The following is an 18,797-nucleotide window of genomic DNA, read 5'->3' as shown; positions in this document are numbered from 1 at the left end:
GCTTTTAATTGGGAGAAAATTTAATCATTTCATGCCTGGATTGATAGGAATTGGTGTTGGTCCTGGAGATCCTGAACTTCTTACAGTCAAGGCTGTAAAAGCAATTCAAGATGCCGATATTATCATGTGTCCTGCCTCAAAAGAAGATAGGCCTAGTATTGCATTATCTGTAGTTGATTCCCTCATTGACAAATCAAAGAATCAAGAGATTGTAAAGCTAATTTTTCCTATGACTAAAGACAAAAATGTTCTTGAAGAAACTTGGAAAAGAAATGCAAAGATTATGGCTGAAACTGTACAATCAGGAAAAAATGTTGTTTATCTAACAGTAGGTGATCCATTTTTGTATAGTACTTGGATATACATGCACAAAGATCTTACTGAAAAATATCCTGAAATGAATATTAGTGTTATTCCTGGAATTGTTTCAATGTTTACATTTGCATCAAAGGTTGGTGTAAGTATTGCAGAGGGTGCAGAAAAAGTTGCCATCATTCCTTCTTGTTATGATTTGAGTAGTGTTAAAGAGATAGCAAAAAATTCTGAGTCTATGATATTTCTAAAAGATGGTAGATATTTTGATCAAGTAATTGATGTCCTAAAAGAATCAGGATTCCCTGATAATTCCATTTTTGCAATTGGACAAGACTTGGGAACAGAAAATGAAATTATTAGAAAGATGACTTTGGGTGAAGTAAATGATGATACATTAACTACAAAATACTTTTCAATTTTGGTGGTAAAACGTGTCTGATGTATTCTTTGTTGGTTGTGGACCAGGTGATCCTGAACTAATTACAGTTAAAGCAAAAAAACTAATTCAAAAAGCAGATGTTGTTGTTTATTCTGGTTCTTTAATTCCAGAACCCATTTTGAAATTATGTAAAAAAGGAAAATTGTATGATGCAGCTGGAATGGTTAGAGAAGAAATTTTTGATATGTTATACAAAAATGCAAAAAAAGACAAACTTGTTGTTAGATTGCATGATGGTGATCCATCAATCTATGGTGCAATTAAAGAACAGATTGATAATCTTACAAAAAAAGGAATAAAATCTACAGTCGTGCCTGGAGTTACTGCATTTTTAGCCTCTGCAGCTGCCTTGGGAACCCAACTAACTCTTCCGGGAGTTACTCAAACAATTATTGTAACTAGAGCAGAATCTAGAACCAAAGTTCCAAAAAGAGAAAAAATTTCTGAACTTGCAAAACACAAATCCACTTTGATCTTTTATCTCAGTGTTCATTTGATTTCTGATTTAGTTAAAGAAGCAATTGCAGGTGGATACAAAAAGAAAACACCTGTCGCTGTAGTGTATAGAGCAAGTTGGAAAGATCAAAAAATTATCAAAGGAACACTTGGTGACATTGCAAAAAAACTCAAAGAAGAAAAAATTACTAGAACTGCTATAGTAATTATCAGTGATGTAATTGATCCTGAAACATATGAATATTCTAAATTATATGATAAAAAATTCAGTCATGGTTACAGAAAAGCTAAAAAGATAAAAAATTAACTTTATTTTTAATTCCTATTCTTAATAACTTTGATTGAAAGTTTTTTGTATCTTTAGAAGTAAAAATTTTTAATGAATTTTTTTTAGATTGCTTATTTTTTATTTTGGAATAAATTTTCTGAGCTACAATATTTCCTGGATCAATAAATTGTATATTTGGAAATTCTTTTAGTAAATATTTTTTTAAAAATGGTAAATGTGTACTAGAAAGTGTAATAACATCAATTTGATTTTCATTTAATATTTCTAATTCTTTTTTTATGATCTTTTTACAATATTTTTTTTCTGTAAGAAATTTTCCTGATTCAACTAAATCTACAAGTTTTGTTCCATTAATTTTAAAAATTTTAAAAGACTTTGGACAATTTTTTTGAATGTATTTTGATAATCCTTTACTTTTTGTTGCTGATTCTGTTGCAAGTATCCCAATTTGTTTTGACTTTGTGATTTTTTTTGCTTCTTTTAGTGGAGGTTTTACATCAAAAATTTTCTTTGTACCTAATTCTAACATAAGGCTAGGCGTATTTGACGCAACAACTATGAAATCTGGGAAGAATTCTTCTAACAAATTGATAGATTTACGCATAATTCTTTTCAGCTGAGCCTGAGATTTTTTACCATAGGGGTAACTTTGCTGGTCTGCAAAGTAGATGATTTCCGACTTGAATGTTTTTTGCATTTCTTGAATTATGGATAATGAGCCTAATCCTGAGTCAAAAACTGCAATTCTAACCACAACATTATCAAAAGAATCTCGGAATAATAGTTTGTTAGCTAATTTTACCCAAAAACTGATCTAAATTTACACCCGACATTAAGACTAAATTTCTAAATCCAAATCATGCCAAACTTCGACAAGACTTGGGCTCGACAAGAGACCCAAAGCGTAACTGGCAAACTCCGTGAAGCAGTAAAGCCTCAAGGTGCATTAAAACCACGAATTCAAACTGCAGTAAACAAACTACAAGTCCAAATCTCAAAGATGGACTCTATGTTAGGTAAACTGCACGAAAGAGATGCGCAACTCTTTCAGAGAGTCGTGACTGCAATGCAGCAACATGATACTAGCACAAGTAGAGTTTTGTCTAACGAATTAGCTGAAATTCGTAAGGTTACAAAGATGCTCGGCAACGCAAGAATGTCATTAGAACAAGTCCAACTAAGACTCACAACTATTCATGATCTTGGTGACGCTATGGTGGCAATTGGACCAGCAATGTCTACAATGAAGGGATTGAAGTCATCGCTAGGAAGATTCATGCCAGAAGCAGACTCAGAATTGAATACCATGACCCAGACACTCAATGGACTTATGATGGATTCACTTGCAGGAGACTCATTTAACATGGAGTCAGACGTTTCTAGTGAAGAAACAGAGAAGATCCTACAAGAAGCATCTGCAGTAGCTGAACAACAGATTGGTGATAAATTCCCATCTGTACCTTCCTCAACTGGACTTTCGTCAGGAACCTCTACTTCTACCTTTGAGTAGTTGGGAAAAGACGTCAGTCGTTTCTTTTTATTTTAATTTCTAAAAAACTAGTTTAGTAATTTTTCTTTAAAGGTAAATTTCTTGTTTAATACAAAGTTTCCAAAAGCTGCTGTAGCCACTGCTAAAATTAATGCTAATGGATATGAAATCTCAGCATTATCTACTAGGAAATACACCATTCCTAATTGTACTAATGCACCTAATGAACTAAACAATACAAACTTGCCATATTGCGACATTGTCTTTTTTATTCTGAAATCTCTGTCTCCAAATGTCCATGCTTTGTTTAGAATAAAATTAGTTGTAATTGATGCAATAATTCCAATAACATTTGCATGTAAGTACCACATATCTGAAATTCCACCTGCAAATAGTAATGAAATCAAATAGTTTACTACAAATCCAGAAGCTCCAACTGTGTAGAATCTTGCTGCCTTGTAAAGAAATTTTACAGACTTTCTTTTTTCATTCTCTTCTTCTGGTTTTCCATATCGATAAAGCTTCCACACTGATTTGTAATAGTCAAAGACTGTCTTCATGCTTAGCTTACTAGAGCCTAATTCTCTATCTTGAAATGTGTATGGAATTTCTGTAATGGTAACATTTTTTGTTTTAACAAGAATTTCTAAAAGGATTTTGTAACCAATTGCATCAATATTTAATCCATTAAGAATATTTTTTTTGAATGCAAAGAATCCTGACATTGGATCCTTTGTATTGATTCCTAATCCTCTTTTTGCAACAAGTGTTGCAAATTTACTAATTAATTTTCTCTTTGCAGACCAATTTTCAATTTTTCCGCCTTTAATGTAACGTGATGCAACTGCAATGTCATATTGGTATTTTTTTATAGATTCAACCAATTTTGGAATAATTTGTGGTGGATGAGAAAAATCAGAATCCATAACAACAATTGTATCACCTGTTGCTTGTTGAATTCCTTTAAGAATTGCCGAACCTAATCCATCTTTTGTTTTTCTATGAATAATTTCAATTGTATAATTTGTAATTTTTTTCAAATTTTTTAGATAATCTTCAACAATTTTTCCTGTTCCGTCAGGAGAGTTGTCATCAACAACAATTGCTTGAGCTGAAATATTTTTGGGTAAATTTTCTTTAATTGATTTTAAAATATTGAGAATATTTTGAGATTCGTTATATGTAGGAATTATGATTGAGATCTGATTACTTGGTTTTTCTACCAACATATTCTCCCAGAAATTTTCAGTAGTTATTAATTTTTAATTATTTTTTAGGCTTGGCAGTCTATTTTTATCACTCTTCATTTCCATTACTTTTTCTAAAAATTCTATATCAAAAACTTGACTGTTAAAATGAAATAGAAGATATTTCTGAAATGATTACAATTATTCAGATTAATCTATGGAAAACCAACAGATTCTAAAAGAATTGAATCCATATCAGAAATTTTTACTCTAGATTGTTCCATGGAGTCTCTTTTTCTAATTGTAACCGTATCATCTTCTAACGTCTGATGATCAACTGTGACTGCAAAAGGAGCTCCAATCTCATCCAATCTTCTATACCTTCTACCAATTGCACCTGAATGATCTAAGAACGCATCAAATTTTCGTTTAACGGAAAGATAAATCTCATCTGTTTTTTCTTTTAACCCATCTTTTTTTACTAGAGATAAAATTCCTACATGAGTTGGAGCTAGATATGGTTTTAGCGATAGAACTATTCTTTCATGTTCTTTATCATCTTTGAGTGAATGTTCTAATATTGTGTACAAGCTCCTATCAATTCCCATTGAAATCTCAAATACGTGTGGTAATACCTTGTCATCACCATCCATAATCTCAAATTTTTCCTTACTCTTGTTTGCGTGACTGGACAAATCATAATCTGATCTATAGTTACATGCAACTAGTTCTAACCACCCAATTGTTGTTTCTACCTCAAAATCAAATGCAACTTCTGCATAGAACGCCTTTTCTTTTTCTCCCAATTTCCTAAATCTACTTTTTGAGATATCTATGCCTGTTTTTTCATAAAATTCAGTTAGTATTCCTAGATAATATGCTACAAACTTGTTTGGAACAGTTCCAGACTCTATTGCTTCCTTACAAGTCATTTCCACTGGTTCAGAGTCTGTCTGAACTCTGATTATTGTATCTTGAACTTCTGTAAACTTTTCAACTTCATCAAGTTTTGATGGATTACAAAAAACTTCGATCTCTGCTTGATAAAATTCTCTTAAACGCAATAAGCTTTGTCTGGGAGCAATTTCATTTCTAAAACTCTTTCCAACTTGTGCAATTCCTAAAGGAAGCTTTCCTCTCATAGTTTTGTATAATCTAGGAAAATCTACAAAGATTGATTGACATGTTTCTGGTCTAAGGTATGCTTCCTCTTCCTCAGGACCAATTCCTACTCTAAACATCATGTTGAAATTCTTTGTTTTATCAAAATCACCTTTACACTTTGGACACTTTATGTTATTTTGAATAATTGCGTTATCAAATTCTTCCAAATCTGCGCTTTCAGGAATTTCAATTTGCGTTAATTCTGCAATAGTTCTATCTGCTCTAAACGTTGAATTACATTTTGTACATTTTATTATTGGATCAGCAAAATTTCCCAAATGACCTGAAGCTTCAAAAACTGATTTTGACATTATCTGAGAACCATCTATCTCAAGCATTCCATCTCTTCTGATTAACTCTCTTCTCCATAATTCTAGAAATTTATTTTTCAATCCTACTCCTGTTGGACCATATTCCCAAAATCCGGCTTGTGCATCAGCATAAACTTCACAACTTGGAAAGTAAAATCCTCTCTCAAGTGCTAGTTTCATTACTGCTTCATAGTCCATATTTACTCACTAAAACCATTGAATAAATTTCTACGCAAATTCTTTTGCTTTTCTAACGTTCTCAAAATCATCTCTATCATCATCAATAGGAGTTTCTAAAATTATTGGTATTTTCTTCTTGTTTGCAAATTTTACAATGGCAGAAATTCCTTTCTCACCAATTCCTCCCATTCCTAAATGGTAGTGTCTATCAAGATTACAACCAATATCGCCTTTAGCATCATTTAGATGAAGAATTTTCAAATTATCTATTCCTACATATTTATCAAATTCTGCAAAAGTTTCTTTAACTTTAGCTTCGGTTCTCAAATCATATCCTGATACAAACGCATGACATGAGTCTAAACAAACACCAAATTTTTTTGCAGGTTTTAGTTGTTTGAATATCTCTCCTAATTGTTTAAAGTCTGAACCAACAGAATTTTTTTGTCCTGCTGTATTTTCTAGCAAAATCATTACATCATTTTTTGTTTTACCTGCTTCAGTTAATCCTTTGACTAATCTCTTAATTCCTGCCTCTTCTCCAGTTCCTAAATGACTTCCAAGGTGTGTTACAAGATATGGAATCCCTAATTGTGCACATCTCTCAACTTCATCTACCAGAGTTTTTACTGATTTTTCAAATCCATCTTCTTTTGGAGTAGCTAAATTTGGCAAGTATGGCATATGTGCACATGTTGCAAATCTGTCAATTTTACTTTCTTTTAATTTTGATTTAAAATTGGTAATGTCATCTTTTGTTAATGGCTTTGCATGCCATCCTCTTGGATTTCTGGTAAAAATTTGAAACGCTGAACATTCTCTTTCCACTGCATTATCGATTGATTTGTCAATAGAACCTGAAATTGATACATGACAACCGATCTGCATATTCCAAATTTTATTAAAACATAATTTAAACCAGCATCAAATATACTGAAACCAGATTTTTAAGTAAACTAGGTAATTTACTAGTATGTTAGCACTTGGACAAGATGAAATTGCAAAATACCCCTTTTTGGCTGATGCTGGTCAGTATCTAAAAGATAAGGGATTCACCTTAGAACAATTTGGAACAGATCCTGATCTTAAGGAACTGATAACTAAAGCATATGAGAGAATTCAAGTTGCAGCAGATGGAAAGATCTACAAATCTGATCTTATTGGGGATCAGGTATCAAAAGAGGCAGCACTTCCTAGAGAAGTCTTCTCATTTCTACTCGCTATAGTTTTGTTAAAACTAAGTGGTATGCATACTCTGATCAAGAGATTTGCACTCGCTGAGGCAAGACGAGCTGAAAAATATCTGGAAAAAGACTTGGCAAATATTTCAGATGAATCAAAAAAACAATTAGCAATTAGGGTAATTGATGATTTATTTTCAGTTCAAATAGAAAAATTAGATGATTATTTTGTAATTCCAGTATCTGATTATCTAAAACATTCTATTAATTTTCATGAAAGAGAATGGAAATTAATTAACAGGCATGTTGAAAATGGGCAAGTTTTTCTTACTCCTCATGAAACTGTGAGATTGATTAGAAAAGAACTTGGTACGTACATCAATTCAAAAATAGTAAATGCAAAAACACCAACAATGATTCCTGGCTTTGAAGATTCTGTAAACAAACTTGTAATGTTGTCAAAAAAATTCTCAACTTTTACAGTAACAACTGGAGAATACCCCCCATGTATCAAACATGCAATTGACATACTTGAAAAAGGTGAAAACCTTCCACATTCTGGTAGATTTATGTTGGCAACCTTTCTTCTTTCAAAAGGACAATCTGTTCAACAGATTGCACCATTATTCAAAAATGCTCCTGATTATAATGAGCGTGTAACCCTTTACCAACTCAATCATTTAGCTGGAACCTCTGGTAGTGGTACTCAATATTCTTGTCCTTCATGTGAAAAACTAAAAACACAAAGTCTTTGTTTTGCTACATCTGAATGTGATGGCATTATTACTCCACTTCAATTTGGAAAAAAGAGAAAATAATGAATGAAACTGATATAAAATTTCTAGAAAGTGCGTTCAAAAAATATTATTTTGAACAATTTGAATTGATTAGAGTACCAGAACGTACATCTGAAAGAGAGTTTGGTTACCAAAAATTCAACTCAGGAATGACACGTCATATTTCAGTCAAAGATGACAAAGAACTACATTTACTACTAATGCAAAATGTTCCATCTGATGTCTATTGTTCAAATGCATACTATTCATTTCCAAACTTACCTATGAATGAGAAAGATTGGAAGGAAGCTGATCTTATCTTTGATATTGACGCAAAGGATCTTAATTTGTCTTGTAGATCAAACCATACATTATCAATATGTAATGAATGTCATGAAATTTCAAATAATTCTGAAAAATGTTCAAAATGTAACTCTACAAAATTAGAAAAAAAATCTTTGCCATGTAAGAATTGTATTGACTCTTCAAAAGTTGAAGTTAAAAAATTATCAGAAATTCTAACAAATGATCTTTTAGTAAACAAAGATGATATTCAAGTATATTTTTCTGGGAATGAAGGATTTCATATCTATGTGTATAATTCACAATTTCAACAAATTGGTTCTAGAGAGAGATCAGAGCTTGTAGATTACATTATGTTTAATGGTGCAATCCCTGAAAAATTCGGAATGAAAAAATTTAAGCCAAATAGAAATTCTTTTCCAGATTTTGACGAATCTGGATGGAGAGGAAGATTTTCAAAATACGTTTATGGTTCAAAATCAAAAAGATCAAAGATCATTTCAGAATTACTTTCAAATGGTTATTCGTTATTCCAAAAAACTTTGGATAATGTTTCTGAAAATATTGGAACCAAAATTGATCCAAATGTTACAATGGATATCCATAGAATTTTTCGTTTACCAGGTTCTATCAATAGCAAAAGTGGTCTTACAAAAATCCATTGTAAAGACTTGGAAAAATTTGATGCTTATGCGGATTCATCTTTTCTTAGTGATGATACTGTTGAAGTCTTAGCAAATTGCCCAATTGAGTTTAAATTAAAAAATAAAAAATTTGGACCGTATCATAATGAAAAAGTAAGCGTTTCTACATTTGCTGCAGTCTATATGATATGCAAAAAACTAGCAACAATCGCCTAATTTTGCTGGTAAGACATTAATTTACCAAATCTTAACTCAACTTGATTTTGTATAGCGCCTCTACTGATAAGCAGACTCCCCCTCCTGATGCTGGAAAATACATCAGATTAGGCATTGTTGCAATCATTGGTGTTGTTATTCTTGCAATTGTAGGAAATCAGGCAGTCATTTTATCCATGAATTTCACAGAGTTTGGCGATCAATTCACCAAGCCGCTCTTTTACACACTTGTATCTACCATTATTTTATCTGCCATTGCATTAGTTCGTGTAAATATCGCTGGGCGATCTTCTATTTTCTGGTATGCAATTAATACTGCAATTGGATTTTTAGGTCGAAGTGGACAGCAACCAATATCTAATGCTGTACCTAGTTTTAGAGACTACAAATTAAGCTCAGGCCAATTTGCACTCTGGCAAATTACCAAAATCTTCCTCTTTGGTGCATTCTTTGCAAATATCATGTTTGGATTTGCTGCAATGTCATTTATTGATGGCAACTATCTTGGAATTGAAAACCTACCAAAATTATTTTCATTACCATTTGTAACTCCAGAAACTGATCCAAACTATGCTGCAGAAAATGTAGTTCCAATGATACCTGCATTAGTAATTTTGATTCCTCCGATACTTGCTGCAATTGGTTTGCGTCTAGTTTTGTATGTTGGCTTACACAGAATAATTAACGTAATCACTTCATTTCTTCAAGACTCTAATGAAGGCAAACCTAGATACTTAAACTATGTTTCAACTATTGAAGGAATAATTGGCATTGGAATAATCTGGGCAGGCTTTAATCTCTTTTTTACTGATCAAATTGATTATAACACAAGATATGTAATTGGTGGTACACTCGTAATAGGTTCTGCATTAATTGCATTTTCCGTAGTTGATAGAATTAGAGCACGTGTTCTAACTCATATGTTTAAGAGAGATGTATACATTAGAATTCTTACAATAATTGCAATTGCAATAATTGTTGCAGGTGTTGTTTCTGTAAATAATAGTATTGCAGATGCAAAAAAGATTGAATTTTTGGGACCATACACTGCTCAACAAATTGGTGTTAACAGATATCTAGGTGAACTAAATAATATACAAGAAAACACTCATGATGTCCAGCTAACTTCTGTTTCTCCAAATAATATCAAAAATTATGTTTCTCAAAACAGTGATGTTTTAGATGTAATTCGAGTTTGGGATTGGGAAGCAGCTTTTGCCAAATTAAAGCCTGAAATTGGTTTGATTCCTTATGTCGACTTTGAAGATAATGATATTTTGAGATTCAACAATACTTTGTATTGGACAGCCTCAATGAAACCAATTCTTCCAACGTCAGTCAGCCTTGAAAATAGATGGTATAACGAGCATTTTGTTTATACACATGTTCCTGAAGGATTCCTTACTCTAGAGGCAACAGATGGACAAATTGTTGATAGTGAGCAATTTTTCAAACAAAGAGAAATTTACTATGGTGAAGGTGGTTTATTTGAACAAACCTGGTCAGGTTATCCTAATTCCAGAGGATCTGAAAGCGCAGAACTTGGCGGTGTATCTTATTCTGGATTGGGAGGATTGGATGTTTCACCCCCACTGAGTTGGATATTTGAGCCAAACTTTTTGCTTTCATTCCCAGGAGAGTCTGTTCATATCATGAGATACAAAGATGTTCATGACAGAATGCAAACTCTGTATCCTTATTTCCTCTATGACTTGTTTGGTAAAGAACTAGATTCACTTCCTGTAACTGATGGAGAGAACTCGTATTGGTTAATTCCATTAATCATTGGATTTGACACACGAGATGTTCCATGGTCTGTTGGAAATCCATACTTGCGTTTAGTTGGATATGCTCTTGTTGATTCATACGATGGTGATATTCAATTACTAAAAACAGGAGATGATTTCTTCACAGACATGTTTGCAAGTCAATATGAGGAACAATTCCAACCAATGCCTGCTTGGTTAGAAGAACAAATCAGATATCCTGTTGAATTGTTCAACTGGAAGACTGAAATGTACAATGTTTATCATGTCACAAATGTTGAAACATTCATCCAAGCAAATGAATTTTATGAAATTCCTCGTGGTCTTGATACCTATTATGTTGAAGCAAAACCACCTGGATTTGATCAAACTGAATTCTTAGGCTTATTATCATTAGAATTACGTGGATCTGAAGGAAGAAACCTTGCTGGATATATGGTAGTTGAAAACGATCTTACCAATCTAGGAGACTTGCAGTTTTATGAAGTTCCACTAGATTCTGAAACAAAACTAATTGGTCCAACCGCAGTAAGAGAAGCACTTGATAGAGATCCTGAATTTGCTCAATTAAAGACATTATTGAGAAATCCAAGAATTGGTGATAATATTTTGTATCGTGTAGGTGCTCATGATGTTTACTTTATCCCTGTTTATACTGCTGGTGCTGGTGGTGTAGTTGCACAATTAGGAACAATTGCAGCTGTAGGTGCTGCATTTAATGGAGAATACTTTGTTGGATTGGGAGAAACTCAAGAACAAGCCTTTGAAGCTTATTTGAAGAAAGTTTCAGGCGTAGCAGGTTCTATTACAGTAGCTGATGAGAATTATGTTGAGCTAGACAGAAGTGATAGAATTGAAATTATCAAGAAAGTATTTGAAGAAAATGAAATTACTATATCTGAACCTACATCGATACAAATTCCATTGTCATTTAATGAAGGAGAATTGTTCTTCTTTACTGAAAATGAACGTGAAGAAACTATAGGATTCTTATCAGAATTCATTGATGACTTTGTAAAACCACGGAGTGATAGAGTGTTCATGTGGGAGGAAGGAAATAATCTCAATATCGGAACAATATATGTCAAGGATGGTATCTCTGAGATTCATTATGTCTCAATTGAGGTAGGCAGTTAGTTGCTTCTAGTTGTAGATAATGGTTCCATTTACACAAAAAATCTAATTAATTTTCTTAATGAAAAAAAAATTCCATTTAAAATCCAAACACCTTATAATTTAGATCTTGGTTCATTATCTAATTATGATTCTTTTATTTTATCTGGAAGAAGAAAAAATGAAAAAAAGATTAATGAAATAAATTCCAAAATTGTAAATTATTCAATAAAAAATAATTCCAAACTACTTGGTATTTGTTATGGTGCAGAAATTTTATCTCTTACTTTGGGAGGAACCATCAAGAAAAGCTCATCTCTTCAAAAAGGAAACGAAACTGTAAAGATCTTTGAGAATGATCTAATTAATAATGATTCATTGTTGGTTTTTGAAAGTCATAATTTTGAGATAGCTAAACTACCTAAAGAATTAGTTTCCATTGGTGAATCTTCTAATTGTAAATATGAAATTATCAAGCATGTAAACAAGCCTATTTTTGGAACTCAATTTCATCCTGAAATGAGTTTAGATGGAAATAATCTAATTGAACAGTTCTGTGTACTCTGAATGATTTTAATTACTCTGAAAATTTGATTAATTTATGGAACAAGAAGATCATGAATTACTTTTACCTCTAGTTGAAGAAGAAAATATCTGTCTCCCATTACCTGTTAATGTAGTATCAAAATATTGGAATATTGATTTACCTATGGCCGAAGCCATAGAGACTGCAAAAAAATATGCAGGATTTAACGGAAGTATTCTAATTGAAGGTATTGAATCTGCAGAAAGACATGGTCTGATATGCAAAATTGTACATTCTTCTCTTAATGAATTAAAAAAAATTATTGATTCTGGAATTCCTCTAATAGTGATTCTGCCAGGAATTCCTGAAGTTACTCAACATGCTTCAATTATTACAGGTTACAATGATGATGAAAAAACGATTCTGCATTATATCCAAACAGGAAATCAAGAGGGCGAAATACAAGAAGGTGCAATTCCTGAAGATGTTTTTGAAAAAGAATGGTCTGAAGAAGGAAAATTATTGATTGTACTTGCGCCTGAAGATATTATGTCTTCTATTACACTTGAGAATGATTCTTTTGATAAATCAAATAGACTTTGTTTTGAATCAGAACGACAAAATATTCTAAAAAATTATTCTGAAGCAATCAATTCGTTAAATCAAGCAATAGAATTGAATCCAGAAAATTCAACTGCACTTCATCTCTTAGGTACCATGATGAATGAACAAAAATCTTCTGAGTGTATAAATCTCTATGAAAAATGCTTGGAACTCAATAACCGATCATATTTGACGTATAATGGCCTTGGAAATTTTTATCTTAAAACAAATGATTTTCAAAAGGCAGAAGATTGTTACACAAAGGCAATTGAAATTAATCCCAAACGTTCTGCTAAAATTTACAAAAATCGTGCTTATCTTAGAGAACAACAAAATAAGAATAACGACGCAAAAGACGATCTCAAAAATTATTTGAAATATTTCCCTAAGGCTCCTGATCGAGGGATTATAGAACAAGCAATTCGTGAATTGTAATGCGGAGTGCGGGATTTGAACCCGCGGCCTTCAGCTTGGGAAGCTGACGTCATACCAGACTAAACTAACTCCGCTTGAGCATCTTCATTAATTATGATTAAATATCTTAATTCCTAAGTTATTCCATGGATGCAAGATGTCCTGAATGTGAAAAGGCTGCAGTATTGGATGATGATGTGACAAATGTAAAATGCCCTCATTGCAATTTTGAAGCCGATTATGATACCTATCTTGAAATCATGAAAGATCAAGCAATCAACATGTCTTCTGAGTATATTCCTGATAGACCAGGATTGTAATTTACCAATAATTTCCTTTATCTGAACAATCTAGATGTGATCCACAATTTGGACAAAACATATGACAGGCTTGCATGTCGACCATCTTGTTATCGCATTTGGGGCATCGTATATCTTCAGCCATGTTCATCTCTATCTCTATTAATTTAAAAATAATGTCCAAAGGTTAATTAGTCGTTTTAGATTTTTTTCGAATACTTGGCAAACTTCAAGATTACCATTTCCGATACCAAAGGAAAATCAATGTCTAAGGAGCTTAAAGATAGCGATGCTAATCCTCTATTAGGTCTTGAATTGGGACAAGAAACTGATGCTTCTGTTGCGGGTTTAAGTGGAAAGTTAAAACTCACTGGAGGTAGTGACAAGTCCGGTGTTCCAATGAGAAATGATATTCATGGAGCTGCAAGAAAATATGTTTTACTTTCTAAAGGTGTAGGTTTACAAGATGCAGAGAAAGGACAACGAGTAAGAAAATTAATGCGTGGAAATACTGTTTCCGAAGAAATTTATCAAATTAATTGCAAGTTTGATGGTGAATTACCTGTTGAAGCTCCTGCAGAAGATGCAGCAGAATCTGCAGAAGAAAAAACTGAAGACAAAAAAGAATAACTTAACATATACCGATTCTACATTTTGACTCATGCATTGGAGAGATACACTTCCTGATTGGTACGTTGAAAAGTATGGATATCAACCATGTGTTAACATTGGGACTGCAGGTCATGTAGATCATGGAAAAACTACTTTAATTCAAGCATTAACTGGTTCATGGACAAGTGTTCATAGCCAAGAACTAAAACGTGGAATTACAATTCGTGTGGGTTATTCTGATGCAGCATTTTACAAATGCAAAAATTGTGAAGAACCTTTGGGATATTCTACAACTCCAAAATGTAATAACTGTGGTGGAGAAAGTGAGTTATCTAGAGTTGTTAGTTTTGTTGATAGCCCAGGACATGAAAGCTTGATGGCTAACATGTTATCAGGTTCTGCATTAATGGATGGAGCATTATTGCTAGTTGCAGCAAATGAAAAGGTTCCAAGACCCCAGACAAAAGAACACCTCTTAGCCCTTCAAACACTTGGGATTCAACAGATTGTAGTTGTTCAAAACAAAGTTGATTTATTATCTTACAAAGAAGCACTTGCAAACTATCAAGATATTACAAAATTTGTCAAAGGAACACATGCTGCAAAAGCACCAATTATTCCAATTTCAGCTCAATCTGGACTAAATGTAGATGCATTAATTGGTTCGATAGAGTCTAATATCAAAACTCCTGATAGAGATGAAAAACAAGATACAGTTATGCATGTTTTACGTTCTTTTGATGTCAACAAACCTGGAACTAAACTAAAAAATATCAAGGGAGGAGTTATTGGAGGAAGCTTAACTCAAGGTATATTCAATGTAGGTGATGAAATTGAGATTAAACCCGGAATTTTAAATGAAAAGAAAAAAAATTATGAACCACTAGTAACAGAAATTACTTCTTTAGGAACTGCTGCAGGAATTGTTGAATCAGTAAAACCTGGTGGTCTAGTTGCTATTGGAACTAAACTAGATCCATCGATGACTCGTAGTGATTCATTTATTGGTTCAGTTATTGGAAAACCAGGAACATTACCTGAAAATTCTACAAAATTAAAACTAGATGTAACTTTATTTGATTCAGCAGTAGGAACAACTGAAGACATCAAAGTTCAACCAATACAAACAGGAGAACTACTTCGAGTAAATATTGGTACTGCACCATTATTAGGTAAAGTAACTAAAGTTAAATCCAAAAATGTGGAAATTGAATTAAGAAGACCTGCCTGCATTTTTGAAGGTGGAAATGTAGCACTAAGTAGACGAATTGATGAGCGCTGGAGACTAATTGGTGCAGGAATAGTTGGTTGAAGTAATCTGTGATACCAGTTTTCTGATTAATCTTGCTACTAGAAGAATAAAAAATATTGATAATCTTGATGTCGAGATAGGTGCAATCTCTTTTGTCGTTCCTGATGTTGTAAAAACAGAATTATCAAAATTACTCAAAATCCCTGAAAAAAAACATGATATTGAAAAAACATTAGATTTTATTAAAAATTTTAAAACTATTCAATTATCAGGTTCTTTTGCAGATAAAGAATTACTGGAATTTGCAAAATCCAATAAATCTATTATTGGGACAATGGATAAAGAATTAAAAAAACAAATTAAATCTGTAGGTAGTACTATACTGTCTTTTTCTAATGATAAGATAATTTTAGAATCTTAGAAAAATTTAACTTTAGGTATTTTTTGATTATAATTATGAAATTAGAAAGCTCATCTTTTGAAAATGGAGGAACAATACCAAAAAAATTTGGTTACAAGAATGGAAACATTAGTCCCTCACTAATTATTAATGATATTCCAGAATCTACAAAATCTTTAGCTTTGATCATGGATGATCCAGATGCAATGGGGGCTGTAGGTAAAGTTTGGGTTCATTGGGTTTTGTGGAACATTCCTACAGAAATTACAAAAATAAATGAAAATTCTATACCTGAAAATTCAATTGAAGGAGAAACCGACTTTGGAGAAATTGGTTATGGTGGACCAGCACCTCCTGATAAAGAACATACTTACATCTTTAAACTATATGCTCTTGACAAAGTATTCGATCTTAGTAAAGGTTCAACCAAGAAAGATCTTGAAATTTTGATAAAAGATCATATTGTTGCTGAAGCAAAATTAACTGGAAAATATGCCCCACAATAATCGTCTTGAAAATATAATTTCTTCATAAAGAGTAATAAGCCTAGATTTACGCTGGAAATTATTGAATTCTCATTATACTCTAATTTCTATTGGGCAATTTGATTTAAAATTAAATCATCTCTTAATAATAGGAATTCTTTCATTATCTTTTTCATTATCTTTTTTAATTCGTTCCCAACCTGCAGAATGGGGATGGGAACTGCATGAATTTGATCCATTTTTTAATTTTAGAGCAACTGAATATTTGGTAAATAATGGATTTGATGCATATTTTCAATGGAATGATGAATTAAGTTGGTATCCTCACGGGAGAGATGTTTCTCAAACATCTCAAGTTATGTTACACATTACAACTGCTTCAACTTATTGGATTTTTGGAGGGAATAGCAGTTTGTATGATTTTACAATTTTATTTCCAACTATTATTGGTTCATTAACTTGTATTGTTGTTTTTGGATTAGTTCGAGTAATTGGAGGAACTACTGCTGGTCTGTTTTCTGCTCTATTCTTTTCAATATCGTTACCCGTATTAATTAGAGGACAAATTGGTTGGTTTAAATCGGAACCATTAGGACTATTTTTTGGCATTTTAGCCATCTACTTGTTCCTAAGTGGAATAAAATCTGAAAATCATAAAATTTCTTTTATAAAATTAATTTTAGGTGGAATTTTCTTTATTTTTTCACTATCTTCATGGGGAGGAAGCCAATTTTTCATAATCCCATTAGGGGTTTTCTTTTTAGTATTGCCTTTTTTGAGAAAAGATTTTAAATTTTTGATTTGGGCAATTCCTACTTTTACAATTTCCACAATTGTTACTTCTTTGGCTTTTGAAAGATTAGCAGATACTTTTGCTACTGGGTTAGGTGGATTGTCACTTATTATACCTACAATATTTCTTGTAATTTGTATCACCATACAAAATAAAAGTAATGTTAATTCCAAAACCCGTAATGGATTATTTTTCCTTACAGCATTTCTTATAATTTCCTCTAGTTTCCTTGCAGTAAATTTCACTGAAGAAATTTTACCTCTTCCCACTTATAGATACCTAAATGCAATAAATCCATTTATGATAACTGCTGATCCACTTGTTGATTCTGTTTCAGAACATGCAACTACTACTATTCAACAGTCATTCGTATTTCATTCTGTATTGATGATATTTGCTGGTATGGGAATTTGGCTGCTTTTGAAAAGTTCGAAAAGATCTGATCTTGTTAAGAACGATATGATTTCTTTTTCTTTAATTATTGGGTTGCTGGGAATTTACATCAGTTCTGCATTTGTAAGATTAGAAGTATTTGCGACTTTATCAATAATTATTTTTTCCTCATTAGGATTGTCAATTCTATTTAAAGAATTTTTTTCAAATGCAAAAGAAAAAACAAAAACTCAAAATATTATTAAATCATCTTTTATAGTAGGATCTATTATTTTACTAATACTTCCATTATCTTTTTCACCAAATACCTCGATTTTTGCGATGACTGATAACCCTCCTACTATCCTTAATGGGGGAACTATATTCAATAACAATTTTAATGATTGGAATGACTCTTTAAGCTGGATAAAACAAAATACTCCTAAAGATTCTGTTATTGCTGCATGGTGGGATTATGGATATTGGATTCAAACTAAAGCTGAAAGGGCATCTCTTGCTGATAATTCTACTTTAATTGATCACGTAATTAAGAAAATTGCTAAAATTTTCATAAGCACTCCTGAACAAGGTTGGAGTTCCCTACAGGAAATGGAAGCAGATTATTTTGTAATTTTTATTGCATCTGAACGTTTAACTGTAACTGGAAATGAGGATCAACCAATTTATCTTTTGAGAGGTGGTGGAGATGAATCAAAAAAACAATGGTTTATGAGAATTTCCCAAGAACCTGTTTCAAAATATTTACATAGTGATGTAGTAAGTGGAACAGATCATTTTTGGGATGAGACTTTAATGGGTAAAATGATTCCATTTGAATTGCTTGGATACGTGAATTTCCAAACTAATCAACAATCATTAGAATATATCCCAGGTTTTACGGCCATATATGAAAAAAATATCAAGCTTCCTAAAGATGGCAATGGTCCATTAAAATTAGTATATTCTTCACCAAGTTTTGATAGACTTGATGCTGGACAGATGGTAGGAGTGTATGTTTATGAAATTAACAAAGACTATGTACCAGAAAATTAGTTTTTAGTTATACCTTTCAGCTAATCTGTATCTCATGTATTTGTCATCTGGAGAAAATTTTGCTGGATGTGCAGAAATTGTTTGCTCTTTACATTTAGGGCATGTTTCTTTAAGTGTATATTGAAAACATTTACCACATTTTCTTAATTGAAATCTCAT

Annotated in this window: 19 protein-coding genes, 1 tRNA gene and 1 pseudogene; 15 read left to right on the top strand and 6 right to left on the bottom strand. The window is 32.2% G+C overall.

Annotation, left to right across the window (positions count from 1 at the left end; all coding sequences use genetic code 11):
* Positions 1-31 precede the first annotated feature (31 nt).
* A complete protein-coding gene (gene cobI, locus ACQY22_RS03005) occupies positions 32-754 on the top strand; it encodes a precorrin-2 C(20)-methyltransferase (RefSeq protein WP_428325069.1) in 723 nt (240 codons plus the stop codon).
* Positions 747-1,517, top strand: a complete 771-nt coding sequence (gene cobM / locus ACQY22_RS03000; protein WP_428325068.1) for a precorrin-4 C(11)-methyltransferase — start codon at positions 747-749, stop codon at positions 1,515-1,517. The genes cobI and cobM overlap by 8 nt, the downstream gene beginning before the upstream one ends.
* On the opposite strand, the gene ACQY22_RS02995 is transcribed toward cobM, so the two are convergent.
* Positions 1,498-2,253, bottom strand: coding sequence for a glutamate racemase (locus ACQY22_RS02995; protein WP_428325067.1), 756 nt, complete (start codon positions 2,251-2,253; stop codon positions 1,498-1,500). The two genes, cobM and ACQY22_RS02995, sit on opposite strands and share 20 nt — an antisense overlap.
* 105 nt (positions 2,254-2,358) lie before the next feature.
* Between ACQY22_RS02995 and ACQY22_RS02990 the strand changes: the two genes are divergently transcribed.
* Positions 2,359-3,009, top strand: coding sequence for a Snf7 family protein (locus ACQY22_RS02990; protein WP_012214448.1), 651 nt, complete (start codon positions 2,359-2,361; stop codon positions 3,007-3,009).
* 47 nt (positions 3,010-3,056) lie between these two features.
* Here ACQY22_RS02990 and ACQY22_RS02985 read toward each other — a convergent pair whose 3' ends face one another.
* The 3 genes from ACQY22_RS02985 to ACQY22_RS02975 form a co-directional block, all read right to left on the bottom strand.
* On the bottom strand, positions 3,057-4,217 hold the full coding sequence (locus tag ACQY22_RS02985; protein WP_428325066.1) for a glycosyltransferase: 1,161 nt from the start codon (positions 4,215-4,217) through the stop codon (positions 3,057-3,059).
* 173 nt (positions 4,218-4,390) lie between these two features.
* Entirely contained in the window at positions 4,391-5,848 is a 1,458-nt protein-coding gene (gene glyS / locus ACQY22_RS02980) for a glycine--tRNA ligase (RefSeq protein ID WP_428325065.1), read from the bottom strand.
* A gap of 30 nt (positions 5,849-5,878) precedes the next feature.
* Complete coding sequence (locus ACQY22_RS02975; protein ID WP_428325064.1) at positions 5,879-6,718, bottom strand: deoxyribonuclease IV; 840 nt, start codon at positions 6,716-6,718, stop codon at positions 5,879-5,881.
* Positions 6,719-6,803: 85 nt separating this feature from the next.
* Between ACQY22_RS02975 and ACQY22_RS02970 the strand changes: the two genes are divergently transcribed.
* Genes ACQY22_RS02970 through ACQY22_RS02950 form a run of 5 tightly spaced genes read left to right on the top strand, consistent with a single transcriptional unit; the run spans position 6,804 to position 13,393 of the window.
* A complete protein-coding gene (locus tag ACQY22_RS02970; RefSeq protein ID WP_428325062.1) occupies positions 6,804-7,829 on the top strand; it encodes a DNA primase in 1,026 nt (341 codons plus the stop codon).
* Positions 7,829-8,950 (top strand): DNA primase small subunit domain-containing protein, encoded by a 1,122-nt coding sequence (locus ACQY22_RS02965; RefSeq protein ID WP_428325061.1) that lies wholly within the window; start codon positions 7,829-7,831, stop codon positions 8,948-8,950. Before ACQY22_RS02970 ends, ACQY22_RS02965 begins: the two co-directional genes overlap by 1 nt.
* A 47-nt stretch (positions 8,951-8,997) precedes the next feature.
* A complete protein-coding gene (locus ACQY22_RS02960; RefSeq protein ID WP_428325060.1) occupies positions 8,998-11,853 on the top strand; it encodes a UPF0182 family protein in 2,856 nt (951 codons plus the stop codon).
* Positions 11,854-12,396, top strand: a complete 543-nt coding sequence (locus tag ACQY22_RS02955; RefSeq protein WP_428325059.1) for a type 1 glutamine amidotransferase — start codon at positions 11,854-11,856, stop codon at positions 12,394-12,396. It abuts the gene before it with no gap.
* Positions 12,397-12,430: 34 nt separating this feature from the next.
* The gene (locus ACQY22_RS02950; protein WP_428325058.1) at positions 12,431-13,393 is read left to right on the top strand and encodes a tetratricopeptide repeat protein; all 963 of its coding nucleotides are present in this window, start codon (positions 12,431-12,433) and stop codon (positions 13,391-13,393) included.
* On the opposite strand, the gene ACQY22_RS02945 is transcribed toward ACQY22_RS02950, so the two are convergent.
* Positions 13,394-13,467, bottom strand: a tRNA-Gly gene (locus ACQY22_RS02945).
* Positions 13,468-13,518: 51 nt separating this feature from the next.
* On the opposite strand from ACQY22_RS02945, the gene ACQY22_RS02940 reads away from it, so the two are divergent.
* From ACQY22_RS02940 to ACQY22_RS02910, 7 genes and pseudogenes are all read left to right on the top strand, one after another.
* Positions 13,519-13,692 (top strand): zinc-domain-containing protein, encoded by a 174-nt coding sequence (locus tag ACQY22_RS02940; RefSeq protein ID WP_428325057.1) that lies wholly within the window; start codon positions 13,519-13,521, stop codon positions 13,690-13,692.
* 198 nt (positions 13,693-13,890) lie between these two features.
* Positions 13,891-14,301, top strand: a complete 411-nt coding sequence (locus ACQY22_RS02935; protein WP_428325056.1) for a S6e family ribosomal protein — start codon at positions 13,891-13,893, stop codon at positions 14,299-14,301.
* Between the two features lie 31 nt (positions 14,302-14,332).
* Positions 14,333-15,595, top strand: coding sequence for a translation initiation factor IF-2 subunit gamma (locus ACQY22_RS02930; RefSeq protein WP_428325055.1), 1,263 nt, complete (start codon positions 14,333-14,335; stop codon positions 15,593-15,595).
* The gene (locus tag ACQY22_RS02925; protein ID WP_428325054.1) at positions 15,588-15,956 is read left to right on the top strand and encodes a PIN domain-containing protein; all 369 of its coding nucleotides are present in this window, start codon (positions 15,588-15,590) and stop codon (positions 15,954-15,956) included. The genes ACQY22_RS02930 and ACQY22_RS02925 overlap by 8 nt, the downstream gene beginning before the upstream one ends.
* A gap of 35 nt (positions 15,957-15,991) precedes the next feature.
* Positions 15,992-16,441 (top strand): YbhB/YbcL family Raf kinase inhibitor-like protein, encoded by a 450-nt coding sequence (locus tag ACQY22_RS02920; protein WP_428325053.1) that lies wholly within the window; start codon positions 15,992-15,994, stop codon positions 16,439-16,441.
* A 61-nt stretch (positions 16,442-16,502) separates the two neighbouring features.
* A pseudogene (locus ACQY22_RS02915) lies at positions 16,503-17,330 on the top strand (STT3 domain-containing protein); the annotation flags it as partial.
* A gap of 183 nt (positions 17,331-17,513) precedes the next feature.
* A complete protein-coding gene (locus ACQY22_RS02910) occupies positions 17,514-18,638 on the top strand; it encodes a hypothetical protein (protein WP_428325562.1) in 1,125 nt (374 codons plus the stop codon).
* Positions 18,639-18,641: 3 nt separating this feature from the next.
* Here ACQY22_RS02910 and ACQY22_RS02905 read toward each other — a convergent pair whose 3' ends face one another.
* Positions 18,642-18,797, bottom strand: coding sequence for an RNA-protein complex protein Nop10 (locus tag ACQY22_RS02905; RefSeq protein ID WP_428325052.1), 156 nt, complete (start codon positions 18,795-18,797; stop codon positions 18,642-18,644).

It is taken from the genome of Candidatus Nitrosopumilus sp. (assembly GCF_965263415.1).
In the GTDB taxonomy this organism is placed as follows: Archaea; Thermoproteota; Nitrososphaeria; order Nitrososphaerales; family Nitrosopumilaceae; genus Nitrosopumilus.
This window is presented reverse-complemented; position numbering and strand designations above follow the sequence as displayed.